This window comes from Massilia sp. W12, from assembly GCF_037300705.1.
Taxonomy (GTDB): domain Bacteria; phylum Pseudomonadota; class Gammaproteobacteria; order Burkholderiales; family Burkholderiaceae_D; genus JACPVY01.
The window spans coordinates 1,505,744-1,519,713 of sequence record NZ_CP147776.1 but is presented as its reverse complement, the minus strand read 5'-3'; the positions used below and the strand labels follow the sequence as shown (position 1 = coordinate 1,519,713).

The 13,970-nt window shown below is 57.6% G+C and carries 13 protein-coding genes; 8 read left to right on the top strand and 5 right to left on the bottom strand.

Annotated elements, in window-relative coordinates:
• Positions 1–7 precede the first annotated feature (7 nt).
• Entirely contained in the window at positions 8–1,711 is a 1,704-nt protein-coding gene (locus V8J88_RS06170; RefSeq protein ID WP_338848456.1) for a GspE/PulE family protein, read from the bottom strand.
• Between the two features lie 203 nt (positions 1,712–1,914).
• On the opposite strand from V8J88_RS06170, the gene V8J88_RS06165 reads away from it, so the two are divergent.
• Both V8J88_RS06165 and V8J88_RS06160 read left to right on the top strand, forming a co-directional pair.
• Entirely contained in the window at positions 1,915–2,640 is a 726-nt protein-coding gene (locus V8J88_RS06165) for an ABC transporter ATP-binding protein (RefSeq protein ID WP_338848454.1), read from the top strand.
• Positions 2,641–2,695: 55 nt separating this feature from the next.
• On the top strand, positions 2,696–3,943 hold the full coding sequence (locus tag V8J88_RS06160; RefSeq protein ID WP_338848453.1) for a putative Na+/H+ antiporter: 1,248 nt from the start codon (positions 2,696–2,698) through the stop codon (positions 3,941–3,943).
• Here the strand turns inward: V8J88_RS06160 and V8J88_RS06155 are convergent.
• The gene (locus V8J88_RS06155; RefSeq protein ID WP_338848452.1) at positions 3,935–5,275 is read right to left on the bottom strand and encodes a YihY family inner membrane protein; all 1,341 of its coding nucleotides are present in this window, start codon (positions 5,273–5,275) and stop codon (positions 3,935–3,937) included. The two genes, V8J88_RS06160 and V8J88_RS06155, sit on opposite strands and share 9 nt — an antisense overlap.
• 40 nt (positions 5,276–5,315) lie before the next feature.
• Between V8J88_RS06155 and wrbA the strand changes: the two genes are divergently transcribed.
• The 5 genes from wrbA (at position 5,316) to V8J88_RS06130 (ending at position 9,354) form a co-directional block, all read left to right on the top strand.
• Positions 5,316–5,927: an NAD(P)H:quinone oxidoreductase gene (gene wrbA / locus V8J88_RS06150; protein ID WP_338848451.1), complete on the top strand. Its 612-nt coding sequence runs from the start codon at positions 5,316–5,318 to the stop codon at positions 5,925–5,927.
• On the top strand, positions 5,920–6,360 hold the full coding sequence (locus V8J88_RS06145; RefSeq protein WP_338848450.1) for a DUF2069 domain-containing protein: 441 nt from the start codon (positions 5,920–5,922) through the stop codon (positions 6,358–6,360). Before wrbA ends, V8J88_RS06145 begins: the two co-directional genes overlap by 8 nt.
• Entirely contained in the window at positions 6,357–7,754 is a 1,398-nt protein-coding gene (locus tag V8J88_RS06140) for an FAD-binding oxidoreductase (RefSeq protein ID WP_338848449.1), read from the top strand. Before V8J88_RS06145 ends, V8J88_RS06140 begins: the two co-directional genes overlap by 4 nt.
• Positions 7,755–8,136: 382 nt before the next feature.
• A complete protein-coding gene (locus V8J88_RS06135) occupies positions 8,137–8,688 on the top strand; it encodes a DUF4124 domain-containing protein (RefSeq protein ID WP_338848447.1) in 552 nt (183 codons plus the stop codon).
• Positions 8,689–8,802: 114 nt separating this feature from the next.
• Positions 8,803–9,354 (top strand): hypothetical protein, encoded by a 552-nt coding sequence (locus tag V8J88_RS06130; protein ID WP_338848446.1) that lies wholly within the window; start codon positions 8,803–8,805, stop codon positions 9,352–9,354.
• Positions 9,355–9,837: 483 nt separating this feature from the next.
• Here the strand turns inward: V8J88_RS06130 and V8J88_RS06125 are convergent, their stop codons facing one another.
• Both V8J88_RS06125 and V8J88_RS06120 read right to left on the bottom strand, forming a co-directional pair.
• Positions 9,838–10,251 carry a hypothetical protein gene (locus V8J88_RS06125; protein ID WP_338848445.1) on the bottom strand — a complete coding sequence of 138 codons (414 nt, stop codon included), beginning with the start codon at positions 10,249–10,251 and terminating at the stop codon, positions 9,838–9,840.
• Between the two features lie 125 nt (positions 10,252–10,376).
• Entirely contained in the window at positions 10,377–10,778 is a 402-nt protein-coding gene (locus tag V8J88_RS06120) for a hypothetical protein (protein WP_338848444.1), read from the bottom strand.
• Between the two features lie 101 nt (positions 10,779–10,879).
• On the opposite strand from V8J88_RS06120, the gene V8J88_RS06115 reads away from it, so the two are divergent.
• On the top strand, positions 10,880–12,670 hold the full coding sequence (locus V8J88_RS06115; RefSeq protein ID WP_338848443.1) for an immunoglobulin domain-containing protein: 1,791 nt from the start codon (positions 10,880–10,882) through the stop codon (positions 12,668–12,670).
• A 58-nt stretch (positions 12,671–12,728) separates the two neighbouring features.
• On the opposite strand, the gene flgL is transcribed toward V8J88_RS06115, so the two are convergent.
• Positions 12,729–13,955: a flagellar hook-associated protein FlgL gene (gene flgL, locus V8J88_RS06110; protein WP_338848442.1), complete on the bottom strand. Its 1,227-nt coding sequence runs from the start codon at positions 13,953–13,955 to the stop codon at positions 12,729–12,731.
• Positions 13,956–13,970: the final 15 nt, after the last annotated feature.

Sequence of the window (13,970 nt, the reverse complement as noted above, 5' to 3'; positions counted from 1 at the left end):
CGCGGCCTCAGTCATCCTGCTGATTGGAAATGCGCATCGCCTCGGCGATGGTGGTGCGGCCAGCCGCCGCCAGCTCCAGCGCATGGCTGCGCAAGGTCTGGCCCTGCATCTGCTCATGCGCGGCTTTGAGAAAATGATTCGGGTCGTGATGGCTGGCGGCATGCGCCACCGCCGGCGTGACTTCCAGCATTTCATAGACGCCAATCCGGCCCCGATAGCCCATGCCATTGCAATGCGCGCAACCGCGCCCATGAAAATACCCTTGCGCATTGGCCTGTTCGCCCTGCACCGCCTGCAGCCATTCATATTCCGCCGTGCTTAAGCTGTGCGGCTCGGTGCAACTCTCGCAAATCAGGCGCACCAGGCGCTGCGCCAGCACCACCTGCAAAGACGAGCTGACCATATAGCGCGGCACCCCCATATCGGTTAAGCGCAGCGGCGTGCTGGCGGCGTCATTGGTGTGCAGGGTGGACAGCACCAGGTGGCCGGTCATGGCGGCGCGCAAACCGATTTGCGCGGTTTCCTGATCGCGCATTTCGCCCACCAGCAGAATATCCGGGTCTTGCCGCAGCGCTGAGCGCAGCACGCGGGCGAAATTGAGTTCGATTTTTTCATTCACCTGCACCTGATTAATGCCGGCGATGCGGTATTCCACCGGATCTTCCACCGTGATCAGTTTCTTTTCCAGGGAGTTGAGTTCAGACAGCGCGGAATACAGGGTGGTGGTTTTGCCGCTGCCGGTAGGGCCTGTGACTAACACCAGGCCATTCGGGCGCTGGATGATGCTGCGGAAGCGTTTCAACATGGCCAGCGGCATGCCCAGCGCATCCAGCCGCAGATTCACCCCGCCCTGATTCAACAAACGCATCACCACCGATTCGCCATGCTGGGTCGGCATGGTGGAAATCCGCACGTCCACCCGCTGCTGCCGCACTTTGACGGCAAAGCGGCCATCTTGCGGCAGGCGTTTTTCAGAAATATCCAGGTCAGACATCAATTTCAGACGCAAGGCCAACGCTGGCGCAATCTTGATATCGGCCTCGGTTTGCAAATGCAACACGCCATCGATGCGGAAGCGGATATGCAAGCGCCCTTCTTGCGGTTCGATGTGAATATCCGAAGCGCGCACCTGCACCGCGTCGTCAAACACAGATTGCAACAGTTTGACCACCGGCGCTTCTTCGAGTCCCGGGGTGACGGCAAGCGCGCCGAAATCGACCAGCGTATCCCCCAGATCCAGCTCCAATTCGCGGGCAAAATCGGTGATGTCATCGGTGCGGCGGTAAAAGCGGTCAATCGTTTGCAGCAATTCGCTTTCATTGACCACCGCCAGATCGATATTTTTCTTGACCTGGCGCGAAATTTCATCGTAAGCGAATAAATCGGTGGGGTCGGCCATGCCGATCAACAGCCCGCCGCGCCGCTCTTCCAGCACAATGGCGCGAAAACGCCGGGCCTGGGTTTCCGGCATCTGGCGCACCACATCGGCCTGCAGATTGAAGAATTTGAGATTGATGTAGGGAATCGCCAATTGCTTGGCCAGCGCGCCGGAAATCTGTTCCTCAGTGACATGGCCCAATTCGACCACCACCCGCCCCAGCTTGCGCCCGCTGCGCTTTTGTTCGCCCAGCGCGGCAATCAATTGCTCTTCCGTCAAGAGTTTCTGCTGGACCAGGATTTCCCCCAAGCGGATTTTTTCCGGTCTTGCCATGCTGCTGCCCCCTTAGTTTCGCCAACTCCGCTATCTTAGACCAGGCGCGTGGCTGTTCTGCAGTTTATTCCTGACAATACAAGAAATTTCCCGGGGGAATGCCCACAATCATGGCAAACCAGCCCGGCGCGCGGGCAAAATCCAGGACAAATCGGCTCCTGCAATGTTACATTGCTGCCATTTTCCCCATCCTGGAGCCTGCCATGTCTGACGCCCCTGCCTTGCAATTTTCCGCCGTCTGCAAGCGGTTTGACGGGCGCGAGGTGTTGCGCGGCATTGATTTGACGGTGGCGCGCGGCGAATTTTTCGGCCTGGTCGGGGTGAATGGCGCGGGCAAGAGCACGCTGCTCAAATGTCTGCTCGATTTTTGTCTGCCGGACAGCGGCAAAATTGCGATTTTCGGCCATGATCATCGCGCCCCGCAGGCGCGCGCGCCGCTGGCCTATCTGCCGGAGCGCTTCAATCCGCCCTACTACCTGCGCGGACGCGATTTTTTACAATATATGCTGCAGTTACAGGACTTGCCCTGGGACGCCCAGGCCGCCGCAGAGATGCTGCATGCGCTGGATTTGGCCGTGGATGCGCTGGAAAAACCGGTGCGCGCCTATTCCAAGGGCATGACGCAAAAGCTGGGACTGGCCGCCGCTCTGCTGGCCAAGCGTGATTTGTATGTGCTGGATGAACCGATGAGCGGGCTGGACCCGCGCGCGCGCGCCGCCCTCAAAACCCGTTTGCAAGACTTGCGCCAGCGCAAAGCCACCCTGTTTTTCAGCTCGCACGCCTTATCTGATGTTGAACAGCTGTGTGATCGCATGGCCATCTTGCATGGCGGGAAACTATGCTTTGTCGGCGCCCCGGCTGAGTGCATACAGCAGCAACAAGCCGCGAATCTGGAAGAAGCGTATTTGCGCTGTATTGCGGCAGCTTAATTTAGCGCACGCTGTAATGCATTATCATGATGTTTTCTTTCAAGGACTGCCTGCCATGCAAGCCAGCACCATTCAAATTATTGGCGCCGTGATTTTCGGCATCGCTTTGCTGCACACATTTTCCGCCACCCTGTTTGAAAAACTGTCGAAGAAAATACCGCGTCATGCCGGCCTCTTTCACTTACTGGGCGAAGTGGAGGTGGTGTTCGGCTTTTGGGCCTTTGTCTTAATCGTTTTCATGGCCATCAGCGAAGGCGGCGCAAAGGCGGTGGCGTATGCCGAATCGCGCCAGTTCGTCGAACCCTTGTTTGTGTTTGTGGTGATGGTGATCGCTGCGTCCCGCCCTGTGCTGTCCCTGGTGCGCGGTCTGTTAGTGGCGACCGCGCGCTTGCTGCCGATGAATGATGCGGTGGTGTTGTGCTGGCTGGGGCTGGCCATCTTGCCGCTGCTCGGCTCCCTCATCACCGAACCTGCGGCCATGACTCTGGCTGCGCTGACCTTGGCCCCCCTGGTGTTTCACACCCCGATTCCGGCGAAACTCAAATACGCCGCCCTGGGCGTCTTGTTTGTGAATATCTCCATCGGCGGCGCCTTGACTTCGTATGCCGCGCCGCCGGTCTTGATGGTGGCCAAAACCTGGCAATGGGACAGTCTGTTTATGTTCCAGACATTCGGCTGGCGCGTCATCATTGCCGTAATGATCAACGCCAGCGTGCTGACCATGCTGCTGGCGCCGCATTTGCGCAAAGTCAGCATTGAGTCTGACGATCAACCCGTCCCCTTGCTGGTGAGCGCGATTCATCTGCTGTTTTTGGCGATGGTGGTGTTATTTGCGCATCATCCGGTGCTGTTCATCGGCCTGTTTTTATTTTTCCTGGGCTACACCCAAGCTTATTACCGTCACCAAAGCCCCTTGATCTTAAAAGAGAGTTTATTGGTCGGCTTCTTTTTGGCCGGTTTGGTGGTGTTGGGCGGCATGCAGCAATGGTGGTTGCAACCGATTATCTCGACCCTGCCGCCGCTGGCCCTGTTTTTCGGCGCATTAGGCTTGACCGCGATTACCGATAACGCCGCCCTGACCTATCTGGGTTCCCTGATCACCGGCATGAGCGATGAAGCGAAATATATGCTGGTGGCCGGCGCGATTGGCGGCGGCGGCTTGACCGTGATTGCGAATGCGCCCAACCCGGCTGGCGCGGCCTTGCTGAAAACCGGCTTTCCCAACCACAGTATTAATGCGCTCTGGCTCTTGCTCGGCGCCAGCTTGCCGACTGTGATGGCGGCCATCATGTTTTTACTGTAAAACAGGGGCCGCTGGCGCAGGCGGCTGCGGCTGCGCCAGCGCCCACTGTCCCAGACTGAGCGGCAAACCATCGCCAATCGCAGCCTGCACCTGCACAGCCAATTGCTGCGCGCTCTGCAGCGCCAGGCTGCCGCTGACGGATGTCGGCAATTCCTTGCCATCCAAAATGAAATAACGGCAGATATCGGATAAGCGCAATTGCTCAGGATGCGCCAGCAAAACCCATTGCTGTTGCAAATGACTGCGCTTGCTGCGCCAGGAACCGCGCTGGCCTTCGCTCCTGATTTTGCCGACCCAGCCAACACTTTGCATGCGCGACAATAAATCATCGATTTCCTGCAAACCCAATCCGGTCTGGCTGCGCAAATCCTGCAGGCTGACGCCGGCGCCGCTAGCCAGCATGCGCGCGCGCGTGAGCGGCAACAGCAAGGCCATGGCGTCCACAAACTCGCTGCCGGTGACACGTTCGCGCCACCAGCGCTCATGTTTCAAGACCGCCAGGCTGGATGTCAGCACCGCGCCGGCCAAAGTGATCATCCAGGACAGATACAGCCAGATCAAAAAGATCGGAATCGCCGCCAGCGCGCCATAAATCATGGCATACGAGGGAAACCGCGAGATGAATTCGGCAAACAGGCGCTTGGCGATTTCAAACGCCAGCGCGGCGACAAACCCGCCCCAGGCGGCGTCGCGCCAATCCACCGGGCGGTTGGGCACCGCCAGATATAAAAAGGCGAAGGTGGCGCCGGTCAGACCGAGCGATAAAACGCCGAGTAAAAAATTGCTCACCGCGCGCGAGGCCCCGACCGCATGGCTGGTGGCGGTAAACAGATTGGTGGAAGCGGAAAACGAGACGCCGATCAAAATCGGGCCGACGCTTAAAATCGCCCAGTACAGCAAAAAGCGTTGCAGCAGCGGGCGCTCGGTCTTGACGCGCCAGATTTGATTGAACACGCGCTCAATCATGCTCATCATCGCCACTGCCGTCACCAACAAAGCCACCGCGCCCACCGAAGACAGGCCGCTGGCCTTGTTCGCAAACTGGGTCAGATAGCCCAAAATCGTATTCGCGATGCCTTTTGGAATCAGGCTTTGAATAAAATACGTCTCCAGCGAAGCCCGCATCTGATTAAACAGCGGGAAAGAGGTAAATAAGGCAAAGGCAATCGTCAGCATCGGCACCAAGGCCAGCACACTGGTAAAGGTCAGGCTGCCGGCGACCTCATCCAAACGCTCTTCGCGCAGGCGCTTGCGCGCAAAAGCCAGCAGATTGCGCACTTCCTGCCAGGAAAAGCGGCGGTTTTCAAACTCAGGGTGATTGCTTAAAGCCATGATTCGCGATGTTGCAACAGGGACGACTATAATAACGCGTATGAACTCTGACACTCTGATTTTGATTTTGTATTATTCCCGCCAGGGCGCCACGGCGCGTATGGCGCAACTCATTGCGCAAGGCGTGGAAAGCGTGCCCGGCTGCAGTGCGCGCCTGCGCACCGTGCCCGGCGTCTCCGCCGATTGCGAAGCCAGCAGCCCGGATATTCCCGCCGATGGCCCGCCGTATTGCGAGATGGAAGATTTGCGCGAGTGCCATGGCTTGGCGCTGGGCTCGCCCACCCGTTTCGGGAATATGGCGGCGGCGATGAAATATTTTCTTGATGGCACAGGCGCCGAATGGCATGCCGGCAGTCTCTGCGGCAAACCGGCCAGCGTATTCACCTCCACCGGCAGCTTGCATGGCGGACAGGAAAGCACCCTGCTGTCCATGATGCTGCCACTGCTGCACCATGGCATGCTGATCATGGGCTTGCCGTATCGCGACAGCGGTTTGATGCAAACCAGCAGCGGCGGCACCCCTTACGGCGTCAGCCACTGGGCCGGTGCAAATCAGGAAAAAACCATTTCCGCCGAAGAAAAAAGCCTGTGCATCTTGCAAGGCGCACGTTTAGCGCGCACTGCGCAGGCCTTGCGGAGCCGCCATGCTTGACGCCGCCGCCGAAAAACGCGCCAACCGCTGGCATGCCTGCGCCCTGTATTCACTGATCGCCCTGATCGCACTGTGTCTGGCCTGGGAACTCTGGCTGGCTCCGGCCTTCCCCGGTCAGTGGTGGCCGGCCCTGAAAGTTCTGCCGCTCTTCATTCCGCTGCGCGGGGTATATAAGCGCAATATCTACACCATGCAATGGAGTTCAATGTTCATTTTGCTGTATTTCACCGAAGGTGTGGTGCGCGGCTACAGCGATCTCAACCGCCTCTCGGTGCATCTGGCGCAAGCTGAAATCGCCCTGGTTTTATTGTATTTCCTGGCTTGTTTGCTGTATTTGCGCCCCTATAAACAAGCCGCCAAACGCGCCGCCAAAGAGGCGCTGGCGCGCGCCCGCGCCCAAGCCCGTGAATCGTCACAGGAAGCCGCGCCGTGAGTGCGGCGTTTTTACGCCAGGCGCAAGCCTTGCTTGGCCCATATTGCCTCACCGACAGCGCGGCCCAGGCACCCTATTTGCAAGAGTGGCGCCAGCGCCGCCAGGGACGCGCGCTGGCGGTCTGCCTGCCGGCGGACAGCGCGCAATGCGCCGCCCTGGTGCGCCTGTGCGCGCAATACCGCATCCCCATCGTGCCGCAAGGCGGCAATACCGGCCTGGTGTTTGGCGGCATTCCTGACGCCAGCGCAAGCGCGATTGTGATTTCCACCAAACGCATGCAAGCCCTGCGCGCGCTGGATGCGCAAAATAATACGATCTGCGTCGAAGCCGGCATGACGTTGCAAGCCGTGCAGCAAGCCGCGCAGCAAGCCGGGCGCTTATTTCCGCTCTCACTGGCGTCTGAAGGCAGTTGCAGCATAGGCGGCAATCTGGCCACCAATGCCGGCGGCACTGCCGTGCTGCGCTATGGCAATGCGCGTGAGCTGTGTCTGGGGCTGGAAGTGGTCTTGGCCGATGGCCAGATCTGGCATGGTTTGCACGGCTTGCGCAAAGACAATACCGGCTACGATTTGCGCAATTTGATGATAGGCTCGGAAGGCACACTGGGCATCATCACTGCCGCCGTCTTGAAACTGTTTCCACGGCCCAAGGCTGAATTATGCTGCCTCGCCGCCCTGCCCTCAGCGCAAGCGGCGCTGGATCTGTTGCAACAGGCGCAAGCTTTGTGCGGGCCGCATTTGAGCGGCTTTGAATTGATTTCTGGCTATTGCATGCGTCTGGTGGCGCAATACATGCCGGAATTGCCCGCGCCGCTGCCCTCTTTTGAGGCGGCATACTATGTTTTAATGGAAATCTCCAGCCATCAGGATGAGGGACACGCCCTGGATTTGTTGCAAGCGCTGTATCAAGCCGCCGATTTGCAGCAAGCGGTGTTAGCGCAAAACCAGCGTCAGGCGCAACAGCTGTGGCATTGGCGCGAAGCGATTTCAGGCGCGCAGGCGCGCGCCGGCAAAAATATCAAACACGATATCGCGCTGCCGATCTCGGCCATCCCGCAGTTTATCGCCAGCACTGACAGCGCGCTGCAGGCAGCGTTTCCGGGTTGCCGGCTGGTGTGCTTCGGGCATATGGGCGATGGCAATTTGCACTTCAATGTCGCGCCCCCTGCCGGAATTGCGGCTGAGGATTTTCTCTTGCAACAAACATCGATTAATCGCATCGTGCACGATGCGGTGGCGGCGCATGATGGCTCCATTTCAGCCGAACATGGCATCGGCGAATTGAAGCGGGAAGAATTGCAGCGTTATAAGTCCGAGACCGCACTGCAGATGATGCGCAGCATTAAACAAGCGCTCGACCCTTTGCACATCATGAACCCCGGCAAATTACTCTGAACCAGTAAAACCCTGCAGGAGTCGGATACACAGGCGCGCGGCGTTGCTGTGCAAAAAACGCCGACTGCAGGCAAGCAAGCCCAGTCCCGGCAAAGCGCGTGAGACAACGTTTGCACGCAGCGATGAACTGTCCTGAGCAGCGTAAAAGCACTGTAAATTTTTCCCAGTCAGTACACGTCATCTATATCAAATCCCATAAAAATTTCATACAATATTGCAATTGAGAAATTTTTCGGCTGCACTTGACGCCACCGCACTTCCAGCGCCAGCCTCAAGCGCGCTGCTCGGGCCACTCAAACACTCAGCCATTACCCACTTCGCTGCCAGTTTGCATTGATGGCATGCATGCGCTCACCGTGCTGCATTTTGCTACAGGAATACTATGAAATTGCTTTTCACCGGCTTCGCTTTCATGCTGCTCACGGCGCTGCCCGCCATGGCCGTCAATAAATGTGAAATCAATGGCAAGGTAAGCTATACAGATGCGCCCTGCCCGAATGGCAAAACGACAACGCTGGAGTTGTTGAAAGAACCCAGGCCAGAACGTCAAGCCAGACCATTGCGCGCAAACGGCGCCAGTCAGGCAAACCACGTCCAGGCATCGCACTTTGCAAGAAACGAGCGCTATCCCTCAGATGAAGCGGGCAGCGCCGGTCCTTCCAAGCTGGATGCGCTCAAGCGCAAACTGGAAACGCTGGAAGACGAGAAAAAGCGCAAGGAAGAGGCTGAGCGCCGCAGCCAGCAAGCGCAACAATCCGCCGAAGAGCAGGCGCGGCGCAGCCGGAATGCATTAAATGCACAAAAATGTGCCATCGTGCGCCAGGAAATGGCCGCCAATCAAAAAGACATGAACGATAAGCGCAACAGCTACGGCGAAGAGCAAAAGAAAGACTACGAAATGCGTCTGAAAGAATTCAATTATTACTGCAATTGAGTGTGGCGCCGGCCCCACAGGACTGGCCGGCATCCCGCAATTACTCCGCGTGAGCAGCGCTAAACCAGCGCCCCCGGTTTATCATGCAGCATACCTGACTGCCTGGAGCTTGCCATGCCTTGCGCCCATCTGCTGTTCCGCACTGCCGCCGCACCGGCTATAGCCGTCCCGCCGACTCCATCTGCATGCGCGCGCGCCAAGCCACAGTCCACCTGGCCGCGCCGCCTGCTATTGCTCACAGCCTTGGCCGGATCATTCAGCGTCATGGATGTTGCGCAGGCCATCAATAAATGCGAAATCGACGGCAAGACCATCTACAGTGAAAACCCCTGCGCGCAAGGCAAAAACAGCACCATCAGCGCGCCGGCCTCTGTCCCTGAGTCCGAGCGCAAAAGCGCCGAGGCGCGCGCCAAACAAGACAAGCGTCAATTAGCGCAAATCGAAAAACAAAAAGCCAAGGAAGAACAAGCCCAGGCGCGCGCCGCCAAACAAGCTGCGCTGGAACAAAAACGCGCCAAGGCCAAAGAAGATCGCTGCAAACTGGCGCAACAGCGCCAGCGCTGGTCAGAGCAGGATGCGCAAAGCGCCAACCCGCGCCAACAGACGCAAGCACAAAAGCGTGCGCAAAGAGCCAGGGAAAAGGCGCAGCTGATCTGCGCTCAATAAACAGCCCGGCTGCCGCATACTGCGAGGCGCTGCATGACTATGCGCGCTTGCACTCGCTTGCTGTTAGACATAATGACGGATCAGTTTTCGCCCGCCGTTCGTCCAAAGCATGTGCAAAACACGCCTGGGCACAACGATTGGCGCATTCAATGCAGCGGCTGCAACAATTCAGCAAAAGCCCCCGCCTTATGTTCAATCGGGAAACGCCGGATTTACCGTACCCCGGACTTCAATCGGCTTAACTTCCGCGCAACGGCTGGAGTTTAATCCTCCAGCCGTGAAGGAAACCGGCCTGTCTGCAGTTTCGGTTCGTCATTAGCACTTCAACAGGCGCTTCAACACGCGTCGATCCCGTGCTGTTGACTGCAGCGGAAGGTGGTCGCAACGGCTTGTCAAATATGGCCATGAGGGGTGTGAGGTTGATCAATGGTGAGAAATCAGCCTCTGACAGCCTTGCACTTAATGCCACAAAACTTACCGGCCTTACATCACCACCACCAGGCGGATTCTGCTTTCTTCCGCTTGCGCCTGGCCGCAGCGCGCCAGCACATGGTGCAGCTCCTGCAGCAAGTCTGTTTGGCCGCCCTGTGCCGCCACATCATTGGCCAGGGCGGTGATGACTTGGCGCAGCGCTTGCGGCTCCAGCCACTTGGCATGCTGGTCGAGCCAGTCGTCCGGCAACTCTTCTTCGGAATGGTTGTATTCCAGGTCGGAAAAATCGACCATTTCCATCAGCGCCGTTTGCCCCAGCTGCAGACTGCGCGCATTCAATGTTTCCAGCGCTTCATGCAGTTGCGGCAAATCATCCGGCAGGGAATCAATGTCAAGCTCTTCTTCGCCACGCGCCAGCGCACGCCTGTGTTCGGTTTCCAATTCCGCCCAAATCACCATACTCATCTTGCACTCCTGAATTAATATCGCGACTGCCATCTTAGCATGTGCGCTGCGCGGCCCCGATGCCGCCGCAAGCCTGCATGCCACTTGCCTGCGGGCTTGCATACCACTTTGTACTGCTGCCTGCATCATGCGCGCCGGTGCGGCAGGTTTGCCACGTTGTATGCAAAATATTGCGCCTGAATACTCATCGGCGACAGCCCATATATTGCAACGAAAATATGCAGCGCTTGCGCGCATTTCTGCACAGGATTCAAAAACAATTTCCCCGGCGGCAAGTTTTCAGGCAGGCCATAAGCATTCATGATGGGGCCATCCTGATTTCTTATTTCCAGCATGAATTTTTTTATAACTATACTTTTTCCATCCGACGACCATACCAGCGCAGCCACAGCGCGCGTGTCCATCCCCATCATTGGGACAGATAACGCCATGTGGCAGGCCACGCGCTGAGTTGGCCGGATACGTTGTGCGGCGCACATCGCCGTTGCGCAACATCGCGCACCATCCCACAAGGCTGGCTGCGCCATGCGGGACGCATGGCCTTGGCGCTATCACTGCTGATCTGTCACCTTGCCTGCTGTATGCGGCATCGCGTTCCCGTTTTTCATTATCATAATCAGGAGACAATATGAAATCTCAAGCCACGCTTGCGCTTGCGCTCGCCGCTATCCTTACCCAAGGTTGCGGCGGCCAAGCCGATCCCACCACGTCTGCGCCACGTCTGCTCGCGCATGGCAGTCAATCCAGCCAGGCCGGCAAAGTCCCGGCCACGCATTCGGGCGTCAGCCAGTTGCGCGCGCTGGCCGGCATCAATCCGGATGATATCGACAAAGGCACATTCTGCTATGCGGAGACGCATAACCGCACGGCGGATATCAGCGATATCAAAAACAACTTTAACGCCAATAACTGGTTGCAAACCATTACCGCTATGTATGGGCGGCGCTGGCCGAGCGGGCAAGCGCTGGCGCAAGCCCAGGCGAATGACCAATATTTCAAACAATTTGTCGATACCTCCAGCTTTAATAAACTGGCGGAATCGATGATGGTGGCGATTCATGAAGAAACCCATATGTGGGATTTGGCCGCTGGCCGCACCGAATGGAATAACTACACCTCCTCATGGATAGACAGTACTTACCAATTCATGAAGATGCCCCTGCATGACGGCTTCGCGCGCAAGGAGATTTTGCCGCTGATCAAGGATGATGCCTCGGCTTCAACGGACGGAGTTTATTTGAAAGACGCCCAGCAAGGCGAATACCATTTGCAAGGGGTGACGGCGGAACTCAACGCCAGCTTGATGGGCTTGCCGGCGGCTTTGATGGTGGCCGAGTATATCGATGGCGTGGGGGCCTCGAATTCGCGCGATCTGGCCTTGACCAATATGAGTTATCTGCAGCTGTATTTGCGCATCGCCAAGCAAAACTATCCGGCCTTCTGGCAGAAAATCAAGGCTGAGCCGCAATTGCGCAAATATGTGCTGGTGCAATTTTTACGCATGTCGTATTTCGTCAAAATGTCGGAAAGCTATGCCGCCAAGCTGGGTTCGGCGAATGTGCCGCGTTTGATTGAACGGGTGTATGCGCCGGAAAATCTGGCGATTCTGGAAGAGTTTTCCGGCTATAAATTCCCGACCCGGCTGGATGACCACTGTATGGGCGGGGCCGGCGGCGGCGATACGCCGACTGCGCCGGCCATCACCAGCCAACCGCAAAATCAGACGGTGACGGTGGGGCAGCCGGTCAGCTTTGCGGTTGTCGCCAAAGGCAGCGATCTGCGTTATCAATGGCGCAAAAACGGTGCGCCGCTGGCCGGCGCCGCCAGCCCGACTTATACGATTGCCGCCGCCGCGCTGGCTGACGCCGGGACATACAGCGTGCTGGTCAGCAATACGCTGGGGAGTGTGGCCAGCAGTGATGCGTTGCTGACGGTGAATGCGCAAAGCAGCGTCAATCTGCTGCAAAACGGCGGGTTTGAAAACGGCGTGACGCCATGGCAGGGGACGACTGCGGCGATCGGCGACTTCACCAGCTATGGCTATCAGGCGCATCTGGGGACAAAACTGGCCTGGCTGGGCGGGCATGGCGCCAGCGCGACTGAAACGCTGTATCAGCAAATCAGCATTCCGGCTACGGCGGGCAGCGCGCAACTGCGTTTTTATATGCGGGTGGCGACGGCGGAAAGCGGAAGCACGGCGCGCGATAAGCTGAGCTTGCAAGTGTTAAGCAGCAGCGGCGCGGTATTGGGCACGCTTGCCAGCTACTCGAATCTGCAAGCCTCCAGCGCGTATAAACTCTATACCCTGGACATGTCAGCCTACAAAGGCAAAACCGTGCGGGTGCATTTCAAGATGGTGGAAGATGCGCAACGCCAGACTTCTTTCCTGTTGGATGAAATGAGTTTGATTGCGCAATAAGGTAAAAGCCCTGAGCAAGCCGCCTGCGGGCGGCTTGCTCATTGCGCCAGACGGCGGATCAGGACAGGTAATTAAACAGCGACAAGCCGGCAATTTTGACGTAGGAGCGTTGCGCCGCTTCCAGCGTGGTTTGCTGTTGTGCGAAGTTGGACAGGGCTTTGGTGTAATCCAAGTCCTGCAGGTCGGATAAGGTTTGCTTGTATTGAATATCCAAGTCTTCGCCTGAGCTGTCGAGATAGTCCAGTTCGCGCAGATGCGAACCCATGGTTGAGCGCACCGAGAGCATATTATCAAGCGCGTTGTTCAAGTTGGCGTTGGCGGTGTTGAGCGCATTGGTTAAATTCGCCTGTCCGGTGGAGCCGCTGGCCGGCTGGCCCAGCGCATTGATAAGCGAAGTCAGGGTGGTGAAGATGCTTTGCTTTTGGCTCGGTTCAACCGTAAACACATCGCCATTGGCCGGCGTGCCGCTGATGTCAAATTGCAAGCCGTCAAATGCAATCGGCTGCCCGGCGACAAACGGGCTGCCGGTCAAAACCGGGGTGTTGGTGGTGGTGTTGACCACATCAAACGTGGTTTGCGGCGGCTGGGTGGCGCTGATGGCAAAGGTGATGCTGTAATTTTCCCCGGTCAGCTGCGCTGCATTGGTGACCGAGCCAATCGAAATAATGCCAGAGCCGCGATTCGGCGGCGCTTGATTGGCGGCGGTGACAAAGGTGCCGTTGCCAGTGATATTGCCTTCAAAAATCGAGTTGCCGGAGTCTGACACCGGGATTTGGCGCGACGTGCCGACTTGCAAAATACGCTGCCCCTGATCGCCCTGGTATTGTGCGCCGGTGGCGGTCTTGATGAAGGGCAAGGTGGTCGATTTGAAGCCGGAAAACAGATAATTGCCCACCCCGTCCTGGGCGTTGGCCAAGCCTAACAAGTCATCCAGACGGCCACGCAGATCGGTGGCCAGGGAGGCGCGGTCGGAATCGGACAAACCGCCATTGCCGGCATTAATGGCGATGGTTTTGACATCCTGCAACAAGGTGGTGGCGGCGGCCAAAGCAATTTCAGCCTGCGACAGCGAACTTTTCGCGTTTAAGCGATTGGTGACGAATTGCTCATTCACCGATTGCGATTGAATCACTTCCAGTGCGCGCGCGGAGGCAATCGGATCGTCGGCGGCGGTGATGTTGCGCCGTCCGGTGGAGAGTTGCAATTGGGTGCGTGCAAGATTGGCCTGCAAGGTGCCTACCTGATTGATGCCGACCTCAAAGATGCCATTGGTGCTGACTCGCATTGCCGCCTCCTGCTT